13 protein-coding genes are annotated in these 18,355 nt (G+C 40.8%); 7 read left to right on the top strand and 6 right to left on the bottom strand.

The features are described 5' to 3' along the window. Positions 1-115 precede the first annotated feature (115 nt). The 6 genes from O9300_RS18620 (at position 116) to O9300_RS18595 (ending at position 8,424) form a co-directional block, all read left to right on the top strand. Positions 116-1,264, top strand: coding sequence for a sigma-70 family RNA polymerase sigma factor (locus O9300_RS18620; RefSeq protein ID WP_287973298.1), 1,149 nt, complete (start codon positions 116-118; stop codon positions 1,262-1,264). Positions 1,265-1,280: 16 nt separating this feature from the next. Beyond that, on the top strand, positions 1,281-2,645 hold the full coding sequence (locus O9300_RS18615; protein WP_287973295.1) for a DUF1822 family protein: 1,365 nt from the start codon (positions 1,281-1,283) through the stop codon (positions 2,643-2,645). A 32-nt stretch (positions 2,646-2,677) separates the two neighbouring features. Next, complete coding sequence (locus O9300_RS18610; protein WP_287973292.1) at positions 2,678-5,272, top strand: ABC transporter substrate-binding protein; 2,595 nt, start codon at positions 2,678-2,680, stop codon at positions 5,270-5,272. 107 nt (positions 5,273-5,379) lie between these two features. Further along, the gene (locus tag O9300_RS18605) at positions 5,380-6,099 is read left to right on the top strand and encodes a PspA/IM30 family protein (RefSeq protein ID WP_287973289.1); all 720 of its coding nucleotides are present in this window, start codon (positions 5,380-5,382) and stop codon (positions 6,097-6,099) included. An 11-nt stretch (positions 6,100-6,110) separates the two neighbouring features. After that, the gene (locus O9300_RS18600; RefSeq protein WP_287973287.1) at positions 6,111-7,460 is read left to right on the top strand and encodes an ABC transporter substrate-binding protein; all 1,350 of its coding nucleotides are present in this window, start codon (positions 6,111-6,113) and stop codon (positions 7,458-7,460) included. A gap of 253 nt (positions 7,461-7,713) precedes the next feature. Beyond that, positions 7,714-8,424, top strand: a complete 711-nt coding sequence (locus O9300_RS18595) for a response regulator transcription factor (protein WP_190722366.1) — start codon at positions 7,714-7,716, stop codon at positions 8,422-8,424. A gap of 231 nt (positions 8,425-8,655) precedes the next feature. On the opposite strand, the gene O9300_RS18590 is transcribed toward O9300_RS18595, so the two are convergent. The 3 genes from O9300_RS18590 to O9300_RS18580 all read right to left on the bottom strand — a co-directional run bounded on the left by O9300_RS18590 (position 8,656) and on the right by O9300_RS18580 (position 14,679). Further along, on the bottom strand, positions 8,656-12,240 hold the full coding sequence (locus tag O9300_RS18590; RefSeq protein WP_287973285.1) for a tubulin-like doman-containing protein: 3,585 nt from the start codon (positions 12,238-12,240) through the stop codon (positions 8,656-8,658). 33 nt (positions 12,241-12,273) lie between these two features. After that, positions 12,274-12,957, bottom strand: coding sequence for a vWA domain-containing protein (locus tag O9300_RS18585; RefSeq protein ID WP_211569807.1), 684 nt, complete (start codon positions 12,955-12,957; stop codon positions 12,274-12,276). Between the two features lie 204 nt (positions 12,958-13,161). After that, the gene (locus O9300_RS18580; RefSeq protein ID WP_287973281.1) at positions 13,162-14,679 is read right to left on the bottom strand and encodes an ABC transporter substrate-binding protein; all 1,518 of its coding nucleotides are present in this window, start codon (positions 14,677-14,679) and stop codon (positions 13,162-13,164) included. A gap of 827 nt (positions 14,680-15,506) precedes the next feature. On the opposite strand from O9300_RS18580, the gene gyrB reads away from it, so the two are divergent. Further along, complete coding sequence (gene gyrB / locus O9300_RS18575) at positions 15,507-17,429, top strand: DNA topoisomerase (ATP-hydrolyzing) subunit B (RefSeq protein WP_002781027.1); 1,923 nt, start codon at positions 15,507-15,509, stop codon at positions 17,427-17,429. Between the two features lie 78 nt (positions 17,430-17,507). On the opposite strand, the gene O9300_RS18570 is transcribed toward gyrB, so the two are convergent. The 3 genes from O9300_RS18570 to O9300_RS18560 all read right to left on the bottom strand — a co-directional run bounded on the left by O9300_RS18570 (position 17,508) and on the right by O9300_RS18560 (position 18,303). After that, the gene (locus O9300_RS18570) at positions 17,508-17,705 is read right to left on the bottom strand and encodes a hypothetical protein (protein WP_041804248.1); all 198 of its coding nucleotides are present in this window, start codon (positions 17,703-17,705) and stop codon (positions 17,508-17,510) included. Beyond that, on the bottom strand, positions 17,626-17,928 hold the full coding sequence (locus O9300_RS18565) for a BrnT family toxin (RefSeq protein WP_353845560.1): 303 nt from the start codon (positions 17,926-17,928) through the stop codon (positions 17,626-17,628). The genes O9300_RS18570 and O9300_RS18565 overlap by 80 nt, the downstream gene beginning before the upstream one ends. A gap of 195 nt (positions 17,929-18,123) precedes the next feature. After that, positions 18,124-18,303: a hypothetical protein gene (locus O9300_RS18560; protein ID WP_287973277.1), complete on the bottom strand. Its 180-nt coding sequence runs from the start codon at positions 18,301-18,303 to the stop codon at positions 18,124-18,126. Positions 18,304-18,355: the final 52 nt, after the last annotated feature.

Raw genomic sequence — 18,355 nt, 5'->3', positions numbered from 1 at the left:
TGTCAGAGAAAGAGGTGCGCTTGGCAAGGCAATCGCTCAATTTGTTTGCTACTCTTGCAGAAAATCCTCGGTTTTTACCTAATCAGATATCAGATACCTGTAGCCGGTGATAGAAATGAGCGTTAGGTACTTTTATACTACTATTAAAGCCATTGAAGGCGATCGAGTTTTCTGGTGCGAAGTGCCACAATTAAGAAAATCGATCGATGCGATCGCTGGAAGCGTGGTCAATGATGAAGCGGTGTATTTTTATCTGTGGCAATGCTTACAGAATGATCCTAATAACCAATTAGTCAAGTCCCATTGGATGGTTTTCTTACAATATCGCTCCTGTATGGTAACTCAAAGGGTCTATCAAAATGTCGGCCATCGGATCGATGCTGATTATGAAACCCTCTTCTACTATTTGCTGAATTTGCTTTCTACGGCAATCACCAACAATCCTCGCAATTTTTACGGTAACTTTCAGGATAACAAGACCAAACCGGGATTTTTTCGCTTAATCTTAGAAAAATGGACAGATAAAAAATTGAGAAATACTCTCTATAATTTTCTGCGAGGAGAGTATAAAACTATTGGCAGGACTAATCTCGGTATAGTCAGTCTTTTTAGTGCGAATAAAATTCAAAAAGTTTTACGAGCATCGGGTATCTTTAACGAGAATCATCTGCTAATATTTAACTGTTTTCGAGAGGTTAAAAAAGCTTCTCTTAGATCATTGGATAAGTGGCAAGAGGAGGATTGGCAACAGGTAATCGATCGCCTACAGCAGTTACAACCGCAAGTTATTCTCACCGTTGAGGAAGTGCAAGCAAAACTCAATCAAATAGGGGAGATAATGCGTAATCATATCGATCCTCCTTACTCTAAATTTGAGCCTACTAATTATGACGATAATAGCAATTACTTTTGGGAAAATATCCCCAGCAAGAAGCCAAGTAACGACTTACTACAACAGCAAGAAATCCAGGAAGATATTAAGAAGTTATTAATCACTCAAGAGGAGGAAGTTAAACAGATTGTATATTATTACTATCATCAAAAGATGACGCAAGCACAGATCGCTAATCGATTGGGAGTTCATTCATCTACTATTAGTCGAGAAATAACCCAATTATGTAAAAAATTTTATCAGCTACTCTGTGCAAGGGAAGGCAAAGATTGTCCTATTTTGTTAAATGAGATTAAATTACAATCTCGGCAAAAACAAGAGATCGATGCTTATCTGGAATATTTTTGTCAGTCCTACTTAACTCAAATCTAATCTGTTAGGAGATACCATGAAAGTCAACCTCGATATTTTGCAACAAATTAACCCGAAATCCCTTTGGCTAACTTTTTCGGAAACAGAGATTAAACAAGCTCGATCGATTCTCGGTCAATACTCTAATCAAACCGCCAAAAATCAGGCTTTGATTAATTACTTGGTGCAAATATGCTTAAGCAATTGGCTGAAAGATAATCTTGATTGTTCCCTTCAAATAATACCTGAAAACCATCAGTATCTTTGGGAGTTTATTAACGGGTTTACTTGGCAAATTCAAGACAAAAAAGTTACTACTATTCCCAGTCAAGCTATTGATATTGAGGGATTGACAATAGAGCAAGAATGGGTTGATATTCCCGATTTAGCGGCAGATTTTTATCTAGGGGTGCAGGTAGATTTAGCAAAAAAATTCCTCAATATCTGGGGTTTTATATCCAGAAAAGATGTTAAAAATCTCGCAGAATACGATCCAATTTACCATCAATATTATTTGGACAGTGAGCAAATTATTGATGATTTAGATATTCTTTGGCAGAGTTGTTTAGAGGGAGAGAGTGAACAAGGAAAACTGGAATCTTTAGAAAATTTATCGCCAGCAACAGCAGAAAAATTAATTAAAAAGTTAGGTCAAGTTTCACCCTATTCTCCGAGATTAGATATTAGTTGTCAGCAGTGGTTAGCTTTGTTGAATAATCAGCAATGGCGAGAAAAACTTTATCAGCAGCGTCTAGAAATAATCCCCACTAAACTTAGTCAATGGTTGCAGGGAATTATTACCGAAAAATGGCAGGAAATCCTCATCACTATCGACAATTATCGTCCAATTAATCCAGGTTTTTTGTTGGCTGCTGAAAAAATCAGCGGCCGAGAATCTCCGACAGATATTCAGCGAGAAATTAGACAACTGTATGCTAGTCAAAAAGAGGTGGAATTTTCGGAACATTTAACCCCACAGGAAGCTTTAGCAAAACTGCAACATCAAACCCAAGATGAAACTATTCGCTGGCAAGCGGCCGAATATCTCTGGAATATCGATCCTCATTATCCTAATGCTGCTATCCGCAAAATGCTCGATGTGGGTAGTCAATTAATGGGTTATAAAATCGCTTTAATGGTGGGAGTTTTATCGACCAGTCACCAGAGAGTTGCTGTCTTAATTCGTGCCTATGCCATGGACAATTTTGCCAAGCTACCCCCCGGTTTATCTTTGCAAATTAGCGATGAAATAGGCCAATTAATCCCCGGTTTAGAAGCAATAGCAAGGGAGAAACCCTTAGATAGCTATCTACAGCTTTATTTTCTAGCTGATGCCGACGATCGCTTTAATGTTAACCTAAGTTTAGGGGACAGTAGCATTACCGAACAGTTTAGGATTTAATAGAGATAGCAGAAAATGTCAAGGGTAAAGACATGAGCAGAGTTGTGATTCTGAAAATTGGTGATGGCAGTTTTGAAACGGGATTTTCCGTCACTCTAGAAATTCGTGACAATCATCTCTTGATAGCACCTTTTGCTGACGGGAAATTAGTCCCTAACCTTGACATTGCTGCCGCTTTGCAAAATTATCGTCGAGCTTATTATCATTGGGTAGCAAGTCAACCCAGTTTAGGAATTACCGTTCCTCATAGTATGATCACCCATGCAGCGGTAGGTGATCCTAGAGACAACCTCAGAAAAGCCACTAAAACTTTAAAAGATAGCTTAAATGAATGGCTAAATTCCAGTGATATGAGTTCGATACAAAATCATATCTTGTTCCATATAGGTACTAAGTCAGAAGTAAGATTTTTTATCCAAACTACCCACTTTTATTTACAACAAATTCCCTGGGAGTGTTGGAATTTTTTACACCAATGGTGTCCTGATGTGGAAATTGCTCTTACTATCCAGAGAAATCCCCCGATAATTAACCTGACTTCTCCGATTAATATTTTAGTAATTTTGGGTAATATTGACATCGAAAACGAGCATAATTCCCTGTGTTTATCCAGTTTGCAAACGGCCATAGGAAACCCAGATAAGGTTTATATACAAATATTAAGTCCCAGTTCAGAAGTTCCTCTTTCAACGATAAATATTCACAATGAGTTGATCAAAAATCCATGGGATATTGTAGTTTATTTAGGTCATAGTCAAACCAGTAGCGACGGTCACGATGGAGTTTTTATCATTGATAATGATACGGCTTTATCTCCCGAACATAATTTAAGAAATTCCCTAGAAATAGCTGTTAAAAAAGGCTTAAAACTTGTTATCTGTAACTCCTGCGATGGGTTAGGTATTGGTCGTCAGTTGGCTAATATCGGAGTACCCCATATTATTGTTATGAAAGAACCCATCGCTGTGCGGGTTGCTTTGAGATTTCTAGAAGTTTTTCTTCCCAATTTTCTTGAACATAAATCCCTACAAGAATCCTTAACAATCGCTCGACAAGAATTAAGATTACATGAATTTGAGAAGGATGCTGCTAGTTCTTCTTTACTGCCTCTTTTGATAGAAAATCCCGAAGAACCACCGTTGATTTTACCTCCAGAAAATATGGGAAAAAATCATGTTCAAGGTTGGCCTTTACGTTTATATAGTCGCTGGAAACAAGCTCTGTTATTTATGTTAAGTATTCTGGTAACTTTATCAGTTTTATATTGGGGAGGAGTATTTTCCGATGATGCCAGTAAATACCCAGAAATTAGCTTAGGTGAAGAAATATTATTAAAGACAAACCGACAAGATAACATTATTGAACGGGGAAGACAAGCTTTTAAAAACCAAGAATATAAACAAGCAATTCGGCTTTTTAAAAAATCCCTTGATCGCTTGCCCAATAATCCAGAGATTCGCATCTATTATAATAACGCTCGTGCGGCCTATCAAGACAGAAATCCCTTAAAAATTGCCACCAGTGTTCCTCTTGGTAATAATCCAGAAATTGCTCAGGAAATTTTACGAGGTATTGCCTTATTCCAAGAGGAGTTAAACAATGAACAGGCCAAAAACCCTGATTTTCACTTTCTACAGGTAGTGGTCGCTAATGATAATAATAGCCCCGTAGATGCCAAAGATCGAGCCGAAAAATTTGTCAAAGATCCGTCAATCATAGCAGTGGTTGGTCATAATGCTTCTGCTGCTAGTGAAGCGGCCAAAGATATCTATGTACAAGGGAAAATTGTTGCCCTATCTCCCACCAGCTTTTCCCCGAAAATCTCCGGTAATGGCTATATATATAAAATGGTTCCCGAGATGGAAACTTTTGCCACAAGCTTAAGTGAATACATCCGCGAACAAACTGACAAGCTAATTATCCAAAACCCCACTAATTTGATTTGTTACGATAATCGCTCTGGGGATAATTATAACTTCGCTAAAAAATATAAAAACATTCTCCTCGGTCAGCGCTTTCAAAAAGTCATTAAAGATGCAGATTTTGACTGCAATATCGAACCAGAAATTAATTTAGATGAACAGGAAATTTATCAAAAAATCGCTCAATATCAAGTAAATATTCTCATGGTTGCTCCCTATGTTAATGATCTGAAAAGAGCCGTCAGTATCTTTAAGCAACGTCCCGCACAACAGTTAAACTTAGTAACTTTAGGTTCACCCACTTTTCAAAGTTATCTCACCCTTGCAGAAGGTGAACAGGGGGTAGAAAATTTAGTTATCACCGTGCCTTGGTATGATCTCAAACAAGATAATTATATCCACAGTTTTTGGCAAAATAAGATCAATGTTTGGCGCACTCCCATGGCCTACGATGCGACCAAAGTTATCCTCACCGCTTTGCAAAAGTTATACCAACAAGGACAAAAATTCGATCGAGAATTCTTAAATCAAGTTTTAAGAAACGATTTTTCTATTGATGAGGGAATGACTGGCAAGGTTAGATTCGATGAAAATGGTGTCCGCAACATGAACAATAATCCTGATGATCGCCGCTACTTGATTCTACAGGTCAAAAATGGTCAATTTGTCCCCCTCGCTCCCATTAAATCTGCCGGTCCACTCTAAACCTTCCTATCCTTGTCAAGACTTTTTACAAAAATTAACCTTACCCACTGCATCAAAGTTAGCCATCACTCCTAATTAACAGGTAACACCTCTAGGAGACAAACGGCATGAAATTGTTCAAAAAATTAACCCCAAAAGCCTTGATTTTTTGGCTGATCGGTGATAAGGCAGGAAATTCTCTCGTTGCGATCTGGAATTGGTTGTGGGGTATTCCTATCGAATCCGGCGGAAAAATTGCCGTAGAATCGGCCAAAGAATCCCTAGAATTGATGCAAAAATCCCTAGCGGAATTGACAGAATCGGTGGCGAAAGTAGTAGCGGCCCAGCAATCGGCTCAAGCACAATACGAGGCAAAAAAACAGGAACACACAAACTACTTGCAACAGGCTGTCACCGCTCAAAAAAAAGGTCTTCAAGAAGCGGCAAGACTGGCTATGGTTAAGGTTCTCTCCCTAGAAAAAATTCTACCCGCTATGAAAGATCGGGTTGATAATGCCGAAAAAGTGGTCATTGCTGCTAAGGAAAAACTTCGCCAAGAGCAGGAAAAAATCGAGCATTATAAGTTAGAAATGAGCAACTTAAAAGCGATTAGTTCCATGAATGAGGCTTTAGGCAAAATAAACGAATTTGATAGTAGTCTCAACCTCAATACCTCCCGCGATCGCTTTGAGGATGCCAATGAAGCGATTAACGACCGTTATCGAAAAGAAAACGTCTATAGTGAATTAAGCGAGAACTATAGCGAGAAATTAGCTCAAGAAATCGATTTCTTAAGCCTTGATGACGAAATTAACCGCCGTTTAGCCGAATTCAATCAGCAAAGTTAAGGAGTAAAGCGATGACAAAGACTGGCAAAAAAGCGAGCTTACCGCCAATTTTCTATGTTTTACTGGGGTTGATCGGTTGGTTTCTTTTTCCCCAAATCTCGGCAATATTTGCCCCAAAAGCCGATAATAATCCCCGCATGAGTTACGGCAATCATCTCCTGATCAAAACTAATTCTAACGCCATCAAAGAATCAGCGATCGCTGCTATTGCTCAAGGTGATCACCAAGAAGCAGAGCAACTCCTGCAAAAATCCCTCGCTCAACATCCCAACGATCCCGAAAGCGTAATTTATCTTAGCAACCTGCAAACTGGCTCAAATCCCTTCAAAATCGCCGTTGTTGTGCCAGCAACAACTAATCCCAACGTCGCTCAGGAAATATTGCGAGGAGTCGCCAGCGCACAAACCCAGATCAATCAACAGGGAGGGATCAACGGCAGAAAACTGATGGTTATCGTGGTTAATGACGATAATCAGCCGCAGATATCGAAAGAGGTAGCTGGTGAATTAGTCAAAAATCCTGATATTATCGCTGTTATCGGTCATAATGCCTCCGATGCCAGTTTAGCCGCCGCTCCCATCTACGAAAAAGGCGGTTTGGTGATGATTTCTCCCACCTCCCTGGCTAATAATCTCTCCGGTGCGGGAAATTATATCTTTCGTCTCGTGGCTTCTAACGGCAAAATTACGGAAACCTTAGCAAATTACATAGTAAATACTGCTAAAGTCCAGAAAATTGCTTTTTGCTACGATTCTCAAGCTCCTGATAATATTTCCTTTAAAGATGAGTTGATGGCTAATGTGGCGAAAAAAGGCGGTCAAATTGTGCCGATAGTCTGTGATCTGAGTGTCCCCAATTTTAAGGCCGATCAAGCTCTTAATCAGGCGATTTCTGGGGGTGCTAACGGTCTATTTGTCGTCGCTCATGTTGATCGTCTCGATCCCGTTTTTGAGGTTATTCGCTCCAATCGTCAGCGTTTGCCTCTGTTTAGTAGTCCCACCCTCTACAATATTCGCACCCTCGAAGATGGCGGCAAAAACGCCCAAGGTTTAACCCTTGCCGCACCCTGGCACCCCTCGGTTAACCAGACTTTTGCCAATCTTATGCAGGAACAGTGGCGCGGTCCAGTTAGTTGGCGCACAGCCACCAGTTTTGACGCTACACGGGTGATTATTGCCGGTTTAAGGGAAAATACCCATCGTCAGGGCCTACAGTCCAGGCTGCGCTCCGGCAATTTTCAACAAACAGGGGCCACCGGAAAAATTAGCTTTGATCCCAATACTGGCGATCGCATTGGTCAACCGGTCTTAATTCAAGTGCAATCAACTCCCTCCGGTGAGCAGTTTGTCCCTTTACCTTGAAAAGTCCCCAGTCCACCAAAGTCGGGAGAGTTGCCAACTCTCCCCCCAGAAAATCTCAAAAATTACAATTATTTCAATGTTCAACCCCGAGCAAGAAATGAATGACTAATATGTTAAAATATGCCTAAGTAGGTAGGTTTTAAAAATTGTCAGATGCCCCCTTAATAAGGGGTCATCTGCACCCCCCTTATTCAGGGGGGCAGGGGGGATCAAAGGCAAAATCTATCTTCAATTAAATTATAACTACTTACTTATGGATATCGTTATTATCGAAGATGAAATTGAAATCGCCCATTTGATTCAGCAAACTTTAGAGCGGGAATCATTTAATTGTCATCTGGCTTATAATGGTAGGGTAGGACTAGAACTATTTTATCAAAAGCAACCAGACTTAGTTATTTTAGATTTAATGTTACCCGAATTAGACGGACTGGAATTGTGTGCTAGAATTCGCCAAAAACCCGGGACAAAAGACCCCTATATCTTAATGTTAACCGCTAGGGGAGAAGAGATTGATCGCATTATCGGCCTATCTACGGGAGCCGATGATTATATGGTCAAACCCTTTAGTCCCCGGGAATTAACCGCTCGCGTAAGAGCCTTATTAAGACGTAGTTTAAGACACGATAGTCAACCCCAACAACTCCATCGCAGCCGTCATTTTCTGATCGACTTAGATCAACATTCTGCTCTTCGTAAATTGGAGGGAATGCCGGAGGAAACCCTCGATTTAACCACCTTAGAATTTAATCTACTCGCTACCTTTGTCAGTTATCCCAATCGCGTCTGGAGTCGCACCCAATTAATCGATAATCTCTGGGGGAATGATTTTTTTGGCGATGAAAGGGTAGTAGATACCCATATCCGACGCTTACGCAAAAAAGTAGAACCCGATCCTGCTAATCCGATCTTTATCAAAACTGTAGTCGGTGTCGGTTATAAATTTGAGGATGACATTATTTAGGGTCTGCTGAAAAAGTTTGTTGGTGGGGTTAGGAGTCGGTCGGCAGTATTCAGGAGATAGGAGATGGCTTTTATTTATTCTCCCCATTTCCCCTCTCCCCACTTCATAATTCATAATTCATAATTCATAATTTCCCCTCCCCACACCCCACACCCCACACCCAACCCCAATAAAAAATTCTCCTTAAGGGCATTTAAGCAGTCTGATGCAATAATCTGAGTAAAACAAGGGTTAGCTCAAAAACCTATTTCGGATGGCATCTGCTTTTTGTGAATCCAACCCTAAAGCAGATGCTTTGGCTTCCGCAGAACTCATAAAAGCCTCTGGGGGAACATTCAGATTTGATAAGTCACCGAGATATTTTTCATATTCGACTTCTTGAGGAGTGAGAGGAGGCGGAGATGGGTTGATAAACTTATTCCAGATAGCCTCTGCTTTTTGCCCATCTAGCTGTAATTCAGAAGCTTTGGAGCGAGCGGCACTGATAAATGCGTCCAGAGGTACTTTGAGATTCCATAGTTGAGCGAGATATTGTTCGTATTTTTCGTAGCCAGAGTCAATCTCAAAACCTAGAACTGGATTAGATGAAGAGGTACTCTCTTGTTGACGTTCAGTTTTAGTAGGCGATTGAGCATCAGAAGAAGGAGAGGGTTTCAATCGATTAGCGGTACTGAATTCACGAATAATATTTCTTTCTCGTAAATATCTGGGATTATCTTCTGCTCCCTGTCTGCGAAAATCAGACAACCGTTTTTGAAGATATGATTCTAATTTTTCTTGGATTTGCTGCTTTTGGGCTGGTGTTTCCGCTGTATAGATTAATTCATCAAGTTGGCGTTTTAATTCCTCTTTATCATTGCGACAATCAGGAAGTTGTAAAACCTGAACTGCATCTTCCCAATTAGCAGCCAGGGTCACTTTTTCTTGTTCTCCGTGAACTTCTATTGTGTAACGAATAACACGCTGATTGTTACTCTGGTTAATCTCATCGAGCAAAATTTCTAAAGCTCGATAAATTACTACTAATTCTTCTATTTGAGAGTCGGGGGGGATAAAGTCCCAAAAAACGAGATCCTTTTGAATATGAACCGAAGGAGGAAGATCAGCCCTTTGCCCTCGTAGTCTTTTTCGTTCGGCTTCAATACGTTGCCCTCGCCAGAGTTGATATGACTCGCGCATTTTATCCATTCCTTGAATACACCGCAGGGAAAATCCTCCCACTTCATGAATGGCTAAAATTTTGTGGCGTTCTTTTTCTGTCAGGGGTGCGATCGCTTGCTGCTCATTAAAATATATCCTTAAAATATCAGCTTGTTTTCTTGCTCCTGGCTCTTGGGGATTATCACCTCCTAGCAAACCAGCTTTTGCAAAATCAATATAGTCAAATCCAGAGTTTTGAGGAATATTTTGGTCTAATCTTACTAGAGGTTTCGATTGTTCAAACAACTCCTGAATCTTAGCTTTCTGCTCTAATTCGTCGGGATAATCTTGCATAAAGCAAGTACAAGCATCCATATTTTGGACAAGCCTTGTATTATTCCCAGCATTTTTGATAGTAGTCTGCGTCTGCTGATAAACAATTTGAGCAAAATCAGGATATTGAATGTCTTTAATTTTCTCAATATCAAAAAGACGGAAATAAGCGTTAGCAGGTCTATCTTCTACCCATAAAGAACTGCTGTTTGCCAGAACTATTTCTGTCAATCTTTCGCACAATACATTTAAACCGTTTTGCGCCGCAACCTTGAGGTTTATCTCGTTTGTATTGACTACGTTAGCGAGAAAATCTTCGTACCATTCGTTGAGTTCCTGACGTTTAAACAATTTAATTCCAACAATTTCTAAAGCATCTGCTTGGTTCATAAAATTTTTAGCTTGAGTGTCAGATTCAATTTTTAACCGTTCGATCCGAGTTTGCCATTTATTAAACTGTCTTTCGAGTTGATTAATATATTCTTTCATGCGACGGAGAACTTCAACTGCTAAAATTCTTGATTTTCTTTCCAAGAAAGCATTTAAATTCTGTCCTAAGTATTTTAAAATATCGTCACATTCTTTATTCATTTGCGATTCTTTTTGCAATCCCCAACGATCTCTCAATTCGTTCATTCGAGATAAACTAGCCTCATACTGCTTACGAGCCTCTTCCTCGATGACTAGCCAATTCTTCTCTGCTTCTTTGGAAAGTCTTTCAATATCAGCATCAAAGCTGCGCTTAATTTCCTCAATTTTTAGCTGAACAAATTTGGGTCCTAAATTACGATCTGCTAAGTTGGCGTATATTTGTTCTCGAAGTTCAGTTTCGGCTTTTTTAATTACCATTGCTTGATTATCATACATCACGCGCAAGTAATCACCATGAGTCCTTTTGTCTGGTGATGAATCATCAAAATGGCGCTTGTAATCCTCAACTTGAGGACGGAGATATTGATCAATAAAGTTAACAATCTTACCTTTTTCCTTAGAAAAGAAACCAACAATTCCTTCCTGGGAACATTGCAATTGGTTATTAGTAATGATGTCTTGACGTAATTGACTTAGCCAAGTTTGTACAACTGCTTGATAAGGGAAAGATTGATCTTTAGCGCGTAAAATTGCTTTACGAAGTTCATCTCTTAAAAGATTAATTTCTCGCAATTGCGAAGTAATCACTGTTTCAGGTTGTGCTGACAATTTAATTTCAGAATTTTGCCACCACTTGTATAAATCAGTTGCTAGTCGAGAAGCTAGATAGGAGCGAATATGATGAATAGGAACTTCAATGCTGGCTAAACCAAAACTCATGAAATTACGAGGATAGCTACGTCCAATTGGAGGTTTATCGTTGCTCCCCGAAGCTGCTCGTTTGATATTATCTCGAATTGAGCGTTTATAAGGTGAAAAATCTGAAACTAAATCTAAAAAGATGTTTTGAGCCATCACTTCTCTGACTTGATCTAAGCTCAGATTCACGCCAGATCCATTAGTTGAACCTATCAGATAAGTATAATCATAGGGAGCTTGATCGTTTTCAATACGAGAACCTTCATTTCGTGCGTAACGAACACTAAATCTGGTTTTTGGATCGTCGCCTCGATCAGAAAAATAGTTTAATTCTGCTAAAGCAGCATAACCGTTACACTGAACTTTGTCATTAGAATTGACATTACTAAAAGCATCAGGAGTGCAAATAATTGCTGTCAGATCTCCTTTTTCTCCTTGTTCTTTTTCTTTTCTACCAAATAACCAGTTTTGCAGAGAATATCCCAGATCGATTAACATTCCACTGCCTGTTCCTCCAGCAATTGAACAAGCTACAAAAACATTTAGTTCAGACTTAACTTTTAATTGATAGTTTTCTTGCATGAATGATATATGTTCACTTTTGCGAATCTCTTTTTTTAGTCTTTGACAAGCGGCTCCAATCTTGTCACGATTAAAAAAGAAGGAAAAGCGCCCACAAGCTCGAATCTGCCCAGCACCTTCTTGCGAGGCTAATAACTGGGGATTACTTATGAGTTCAGGAGGCAGCCACTCATGATACCAGTCCCATCCACTGGGATCTTGGACAATTTTTTGAACTTCTGGAAGCGTAACTTTTGAATAGTATTTTTCTCCTTCTTCTAAAGGAGGACCAATCATCAGAGGATTTGAAGGTTTATAACCCGAATCAGTATCAATATATAAAAATTCAACAATGGGAAAATTTTTTAAACTGCCATAGGATTCAGTAATTAAACGACGAACTCGCAAAATTACTTCTAATCCGGTTCCCCCTACTCCAATAACTAAAGTAGGAACAATATCTTTTCTATCTGTTTGGGTAACGCTATACATAATGTTCTCCGTCATTAATAAAAGTTGGTAACTCTAACATTCACTCCAGAAAGGAAAGCCTATCCTCAAAAGGATAAAAACTGTCCAAAATAGGGCATTGCATAAGGCAATTCTTCCCGTCCAATCAAAAGGCATTTTTCTATAGTTTTGCAGAAATCGATCTATAGGTAGTACCAACATCCACATCAAGGAAATGAAAGCTGCTCCTAGAAAAAAATTGACTTGCTTGGAATTAGAACTAAATTTTTTACGAAAATCTTCGCTGACTAACTTTTGGATATTAGAAACGTTAGCGAGTAAAGCAATACCGCCAGTTTTTGAGGAAATATCTGCTAAATTGGTGGGAATGTTTTGCCCTATAATCAGAAAATTAAGCCGAACATCATTATTGACAGTTTGAGAAATCAAGTTTTCCTCCAATTCAGTCTGACCGTCGGTAATAATTAACATTTCTTTGCATCTTCCAACTTGGAGTTTGAGCGATTCTAGTCCTTTTTCTACAGCTATATTTAAGTTCGTTCCACCTCCAATCAGAGAAGCTATACTAGGTTGCACGACTCGATCTAAAGACTGCTCGATTTCTCTGGGGTTATTAGAGAAGTTTTGGGTAATAGGAATTACTTGATCGGCAAACCCATACAAAGATAGCAGAATAGGGTTTTCTGCTCTAGCATTTTGGCGAGCGTACTCTTTAACCGCTTCGATTTCTGCAGCCATAATTGTTCCTGTTCCTCGAAAAATATTCGTTGATTGATAGGTGCTTGAACTCAGATCGAGCATTATTTGTACTGATACACTTGGAGGAAACCATTTAAGAGAGCTAGTTAATAAAGCAAGAATCAGAAACAATCCTGTCAAAATGGCTGGGATTTGAAAATAGGGATAACGCCAAACAGGTTGAGGAGTGTGTAAAATCATTTGTTATTGAATTAATTGAAATCCGTAATCAACATATTGAATTAATTGAAATCCGTAATCAACATTTGGAGGACGATTAGGAGCCCCTTTGGTGACTTTGACCAACATTGATTCTTCTTGTCGTTCTCCTTGAGCATTAAATTGAAGCTGCTGTCCAGAGGTTTCTGAAGCTGGTAGATTAGTTGCTTTTAAGTCTTGTAAGACACTAGCGCGAGTCGGATTTTCAGACAAGGCTTTAAGCAGTGCGATAGTCGCATCAAAACTACTTGCTGTTCGCCAGTTAATAGCTCCACCCCAACGCTGATATGCAGCTTGGGCATAGGGTTGATTATTGGCAACCCAAGGAACCGCTATGATTAGACCCTCTATAGCATTTCCCCCACTTGTGAGGATATCAGAACCATACAGTGAATTTCCTCCCAAAAGCTGAAACTTCGTTCCAGAGACTTGAGCATTAGCTTGGGCCAGAGAAATAGCATTGGAAATGTTACTAGGGTCTGGAAACAAGATGATCGCAGTGACTTGATTGCGAAGGGATTGTATTTCTTGCTTAACATCTAAATCTTGTCGAGTTAGATCGATCGCCGTGTAGACTTCACCTCCTAATTGCTTAAAGGCTTTTTCAAAAACCTCAAATAAGTTCTTGCTAAATGGGCTATTGGGATCGTAGAAAACTGCTATCTTTTGAACCGACAGTTTATTTTTAGCGTACTCTGCTAGTATTTTTACGCTCTCTCCGTCTGAAGGCACCGTTCTCAAGAAAACATTACCCGATAGATAATCACTGGTACTGGTTGGTGAAATCATGGCTAGTCCTACCTTTTCGTATTCAGGAAGGGATGCTTGACTTGCTTTGCTAGAGTTATGCCCAATCACTCCTAAGACATTCGGGTTATTAGCCAGATTTTGAGCAATCATTTGCGCTCTTGCCGGTTCATTACCATCATTAGCGATCATTATCTCGACTAAACGCCCCCCTGCTCCTCCTGCGTCGTTAAAGCGAGTTTGAGCATCAGCCATTCCGCGTAACATATCTTGGGCAATATTCAATCGATTATCGATAGGAACGACAGTTGCCACAACTAAAGGAGAGCCTTTAAGACGTGCTTTGGCATTGTTGAGGTAAATTTGTACTTCTGGATCGTTGCGATTTCCTAAAACTGCTTTCTCGAACTGAGTAACTGCCTCAGCAAAATTCCCTGCTATAAATGCTTCTACGCCTCGATCTCGAAAGGGATTGGCTTGTGTTCTATTTAAGGTGCGCTCACCAGCACTGATCCAAGTGGGGTCAAAGGTAGTTGGAGTAGGGGAATAAGGAGTGCCAGGAGTCGAAGGTGAAATGGTAGGGGTAGGGGTAGGAGTAACGGCAGATTCCGAACCACCAAAAATTTTATCTTTTAAAAGAAAACCCACACCCAACGCGGCTAACAATAATGCTGCCGCTATGATAGGTTTGACTGGTAGTTTAGGAGGTTGCTTTCGCTGGGGTAAAGTTGCTTTTCCGTCTTGCCCACGAACCATTGGACATCCAGGGAAAGAGCAGGTATCTCCCCAATTCTCGATTTCATCGTGTGTTTTACCTGAATGTCCTGTACAAGTCCAAGATTGTGGAGAAGTATTTGTCATGACGAAGTTGCTACCCCCTGATCTCAAGGTGATTAGTTTGGCAACATTGCTTGGTAGTGTATGTAATTCTGTTAAAGTGGGCAAGGTAAAATCAGAAAAAAGACCTGAAGACCTTGCTAAGACCACGGTTAAGCCTCGTCCTGCCCAACCCACGATTCAACTTCATCTGTACACATACTGCTACCGTAATTGTACAGGAGAGCATCCCATAATTACAATAAGCAGAAGTGCTTAGAACGCTTAGAACTAACGGTTCGCTCATTTTCTACCGATAGTGTTCTTTAGGTGATTTCTGAGAAGGAAGGTACCGCTCCGTGACATATGTTTGTCTTCTGAGAAACGAACTCAGATTGGCGATACATTTATTCTAGACAAAGAGGTGCAACAGGTTCCCACCCATCTTAGCGGTTTTTAGCCTCTTCAAATGATCTTTTTTCTAAAGCTGAATATGGCTGTAACTTTTATTCAATCAGGCATCGGAAATTCCGATTTATGCAAGAGGTCTAATGACAGGGAAGAAAGACACGGTATTGAATTTCCTCTCCTTGCTGCCTTCCAGTGGTTTAGCTTGTAACAAAAATGTCTCCCTATGTCCTATCCCCAATAAAAAATTCCCCCTAAAGGCATTTAAGCAGTCTTTAACCCTTATGTGCTAAAATTTTTGAAGATTTTGCCATTCATTTAGGTTCAATCAGGGATCACAGCCTTTTTAGGGAAATTTTATGACAAGTAACTACGGCGCGGAACAGATACAAGTTCTCGAAGGGTTAGAACCAGTCAGGAAGCGGCCGGGGATGTATATCGGTACGACCGGGCCGCGGGGACTACATCATTTAGTCTATGAAGTGGTGGACAACTCGATCGATGAGGCCCTAGCGGGTTACTGTACTCATATCGAAGTGGATATCAAGGCCGATGGTTCCGTCAGCGTCACCGACGATGGCCGGGGTATTCCCACCGATGTCCACCCCACCACGGGTAAATCTGCCCTCGAAACCGTTCTCACTATACTTCATGCCGGCGGTAAATTTGGCAGTGGTGGCTATAAAGTGTCGGGAGGGTTACACGGAGTCGGGATTTCCGTCGTTAATGCCCTTTCTGCATGGGTTGATGTGACAGTCTGGCGCGATCATAAAGTACATACCCAACGCTACGAAAGAGGTATCCCCGTCACAGAATTGGTCAGCAGTCCCAGTCAAGAAGAAAAAACGGGAACTAGGGTTAATTTCCTGCCAGACACCGAAATTTTTAGCCAAGGCATCGAATTTGATTACAGTACCCTCTCCGGACGTTTACGAGAACTAGCCTACTTAAATGCCGGTGTTAAAATCACCTTTAGCGATTACCGTCCCGAAGAACCCCACATCGAAACCTATTGTTATGAGGGGGGTATTAAAGAATACGTCGCCTATATGTGTCGGGAAAAAGAAACCCTGCACAAAGATATTATCTATGTATCGGGGGAAAAGAACGGAATTAATATCGAAGTGGCGTTTCAGTGGTGTATAGATGCCTATAGCGACAATATTCTCGGTTTTGCTAATAATATCCGCACCATTGACGGGGGAACCCATCTAGAAGGATTAAAAGCAGTTCTGACTCGTACTTTAAATAATGTCGCTCGTAAACGCAATAAAATTAAAGAAAACGAGCCTAATCTAGCGGGGGAAAACGTCCGCGAGGGGTTAACCGCCGTTATTTCCGTAAAAGTCCCCGAACCGGAATTCGAGGGACAAACCAAGACCAAATTAGGTAACACTGAAGTCCGGGGTATTGTTGATTCCCTGGTGGGGGAAACTCTCAACGAATACTTAGAACAAAATCCCCAAGTAGCCGACACGATTATCGAAAAAGCAGTACAAGCGTACAAGGCGGCGGAAGCGGCCCGACGGGCGCGGGACTTAGTACGACGGAAATCGGTCTTGGAATCCTCACCTTTACCGGGTAAATTGGCTGATTGTAGCGAAAGAGACCCAGAAAGGTCAGAAATTTACATCGTTGAAGGTGACAGCGCCGGTGGAAGTGCCAAACAAGGGCGCGATCGTCGTTTTCAAGCGATTCTACCTCTGCGGGGAAAAATCCTCAATATCGAAAAAACCGATGATGCCAAAATCTACAAAAATACGGAAATTCAATCCTTAATTACAGCCCTCGGTTTAGGGATTAAAGGAGAAGATTTCGACCCCTCACAATTGCGCTATCATCGCATTGTTTTAATGACTGATGCTGATGTGGATGGCGCACACATCCGAACTTTGTTGTTAACTTTCTTCTATCGTTATCAGAAGAATTTAATTGACCAAGGTTATGTATATATCGCCTGTCCTCCTCTCTATAAATTGGAACGCGGTAAAAATCATTCCTACTGCTATAGCGATCGAGAATTACAGCAAAAGATAGCGGAATTTCCCTCTAATGCTAACTACACAATCCAACGTTTTAAAGGGTTAGGGGAAATGATGCCCCAACAACTTTGGGATACTACCATGAATCCCGAAACTCGCACTTTAAAACGGGTGGAAATCGAAGATGCGGCCAAAGCTGAGGAATTATTTACCATTCTTATGGGCGATCGAGTTGCCCCCCGGCGAGAATTTATCGAAACCCACGGATCACGTTTAAATCTTACGGATTTGGACATTTAAACAGTAACTTGAGGCTGTGTTAGTCTAAGCTAATACAGCCCCCGATAAAATCCCCAAATCCAGTTACTAATCGGAGGGTTAGGGATTCAAGGAAACTGGGGTGCATTCCACGACTTCATCGAAAAAATCAGCCGGCAGCGGTGGATTATCGGGGTCTTCTAGGGCGTTTTTGGCAATTTCCGCCTCGCTCATCCCTTTAACTTTCTTCCAGTCTGTTTTGCCTTTCAACTTCGCCCACTGTTCGCGGGTGACTCTGGTAATATGTTCTTCGTTCACGGTTGTTAGCCCTCCTAGCACTAATTATTCGACGAACCGAGCCACGCCAGGTATAAACCACCACCAAAACGATATTATCGATTGTACCCACTAGAATCACTCGAATTTCGCCGTAATTCTGACGGTTATCCACGCGCTCGATTATCGGCCCGCTAAAAATCGCTTCCAGGTCGGCGAAATCTATGCCGTGTTTTTCTATATTAGCCTGACGCTTATCGAAAATTTGGGTTAAAACCCCGTCGTTTTACGACGGCGTTTCCTGATCTTTGATATAAGACTTAAGAACTTCCAGTGGCGCACCTCTCAGTTATCAGTTATCAGTTATCAGTTATCAGTTATCAGTGGGTAAGTTATCAGTTATCAGATGTGAGTTTTTAAGTGTGCAGTATTAAATAAGTAGTCGTGCAAAATTAATTTCCTAGTGAAGATAGGCAAGAGGCAAGAGACAAGAGGCAAGAGACAAGAGGCAAGAGGTGGTTAGATATGTGTAATTAATTTTGCTTAGGTACTTAGGGTTTGCTGAAAAAGTTTTTCCTAGGGGCAGGGTGTAGGGTGTGGGGTGTGGGGTGTGGGGTTTTACCGATTTTGAGGGGGTCAATTACCTAATTTTCAGGGAAAAAGTCCCTGAATTTCCCCCTGATCACTCCCAT

Origin of the sequence: Microcystis sp. LE19-195.1E, assembly GCF_027532095.1 — a bacterium.
GTDB lineage: Bacteria > Cyanobacteriota > Cyanobacteriia > Cyanobacteriales > Microcystaceae > Microcystis > Microcystis aeruginosa.
The sequence above is the reverse complement of the archived record's forward strand: the minus strand, read 5'-3'. Positions and strand labels throughout refer to the sequence as shown.

What these genes read in the sequence shown, in the direction of transcription:
- O9300_RS18620 (WP_287973298.1), top strand. Translation starts at nt 116, where the DNA reads ATGAGCGTTAGGTACTTTTATACTACTATTAAAGCCATTGAAGGCGAT.
- O9300_RS18615 (WP_287973295.1), top strand. Translation starts at nt 1,281, where the DNA reads ATGAAAGTCAACCTCGATATTTTGCAACAAATTAACCCGAAATCCCTT.
- O9300_RS18610 (WP_287973292.1), top strand. Translation starts at nt 2,678, where the DNA reads ATGAGCAGAGTTGTGATTCTGAAAATTGGTGATGGCAGTTTTGAAACG.
- O9300_RS18605 (WP_287973289.1), top strand. Translation starts at nt 5,380, where the DNA reads ATGAAATTGTTCAAAAAATTAACCCCAAAAGCCTTGATTTTTTGGCTG.
- O9300_RS18600 (WP_287973287.1), top strand. Translation starts at nt 6,111, where the DNA reads ATGACAAAGACTGGCAAAAAAGCGAGCTTACCGCCAATTTTCTATGTT.
- O9300_RS18595 (WP_190722366.1), top strand. Translation starts at nt 7,714, where the DNA reads ATGGATATCGTTATTATCGAAGATGAAATTGAAATCGCCCATTTGATT.
- O9300_RS18590 (WP_287973285.1), bottom strand. Translation starts at nt 12,240, where the DNA reads ATGTATAGCGTTACCCAAACAGATAGAAAAGATATTGTTCCTACTTTA.
- O9300_RS18585 (WP_211569807.1), bottom strand. Translation starts at nt 12,957, where the DNA reads ATGGCTGCAGAAATCGAAGCGGTTAAAGAGTACGCTCGCCAAAATGCT.
- O9300_RS18580 (WP_287973281.1), bottom strand. Translation starts at nt 14,679, where the DNA reads ATGGTTCGTGGGCAAGACGGAAAAGCAACTTTACCCCAGCGAAAGCAA.
- gyrB (WP_002781027.1), top strand. Translation starts at nt 15,507, where the DNA reads ATGACAAGTAACTACGGCGCGGAACAGATACAAGTTCTCGAAGGGTTA.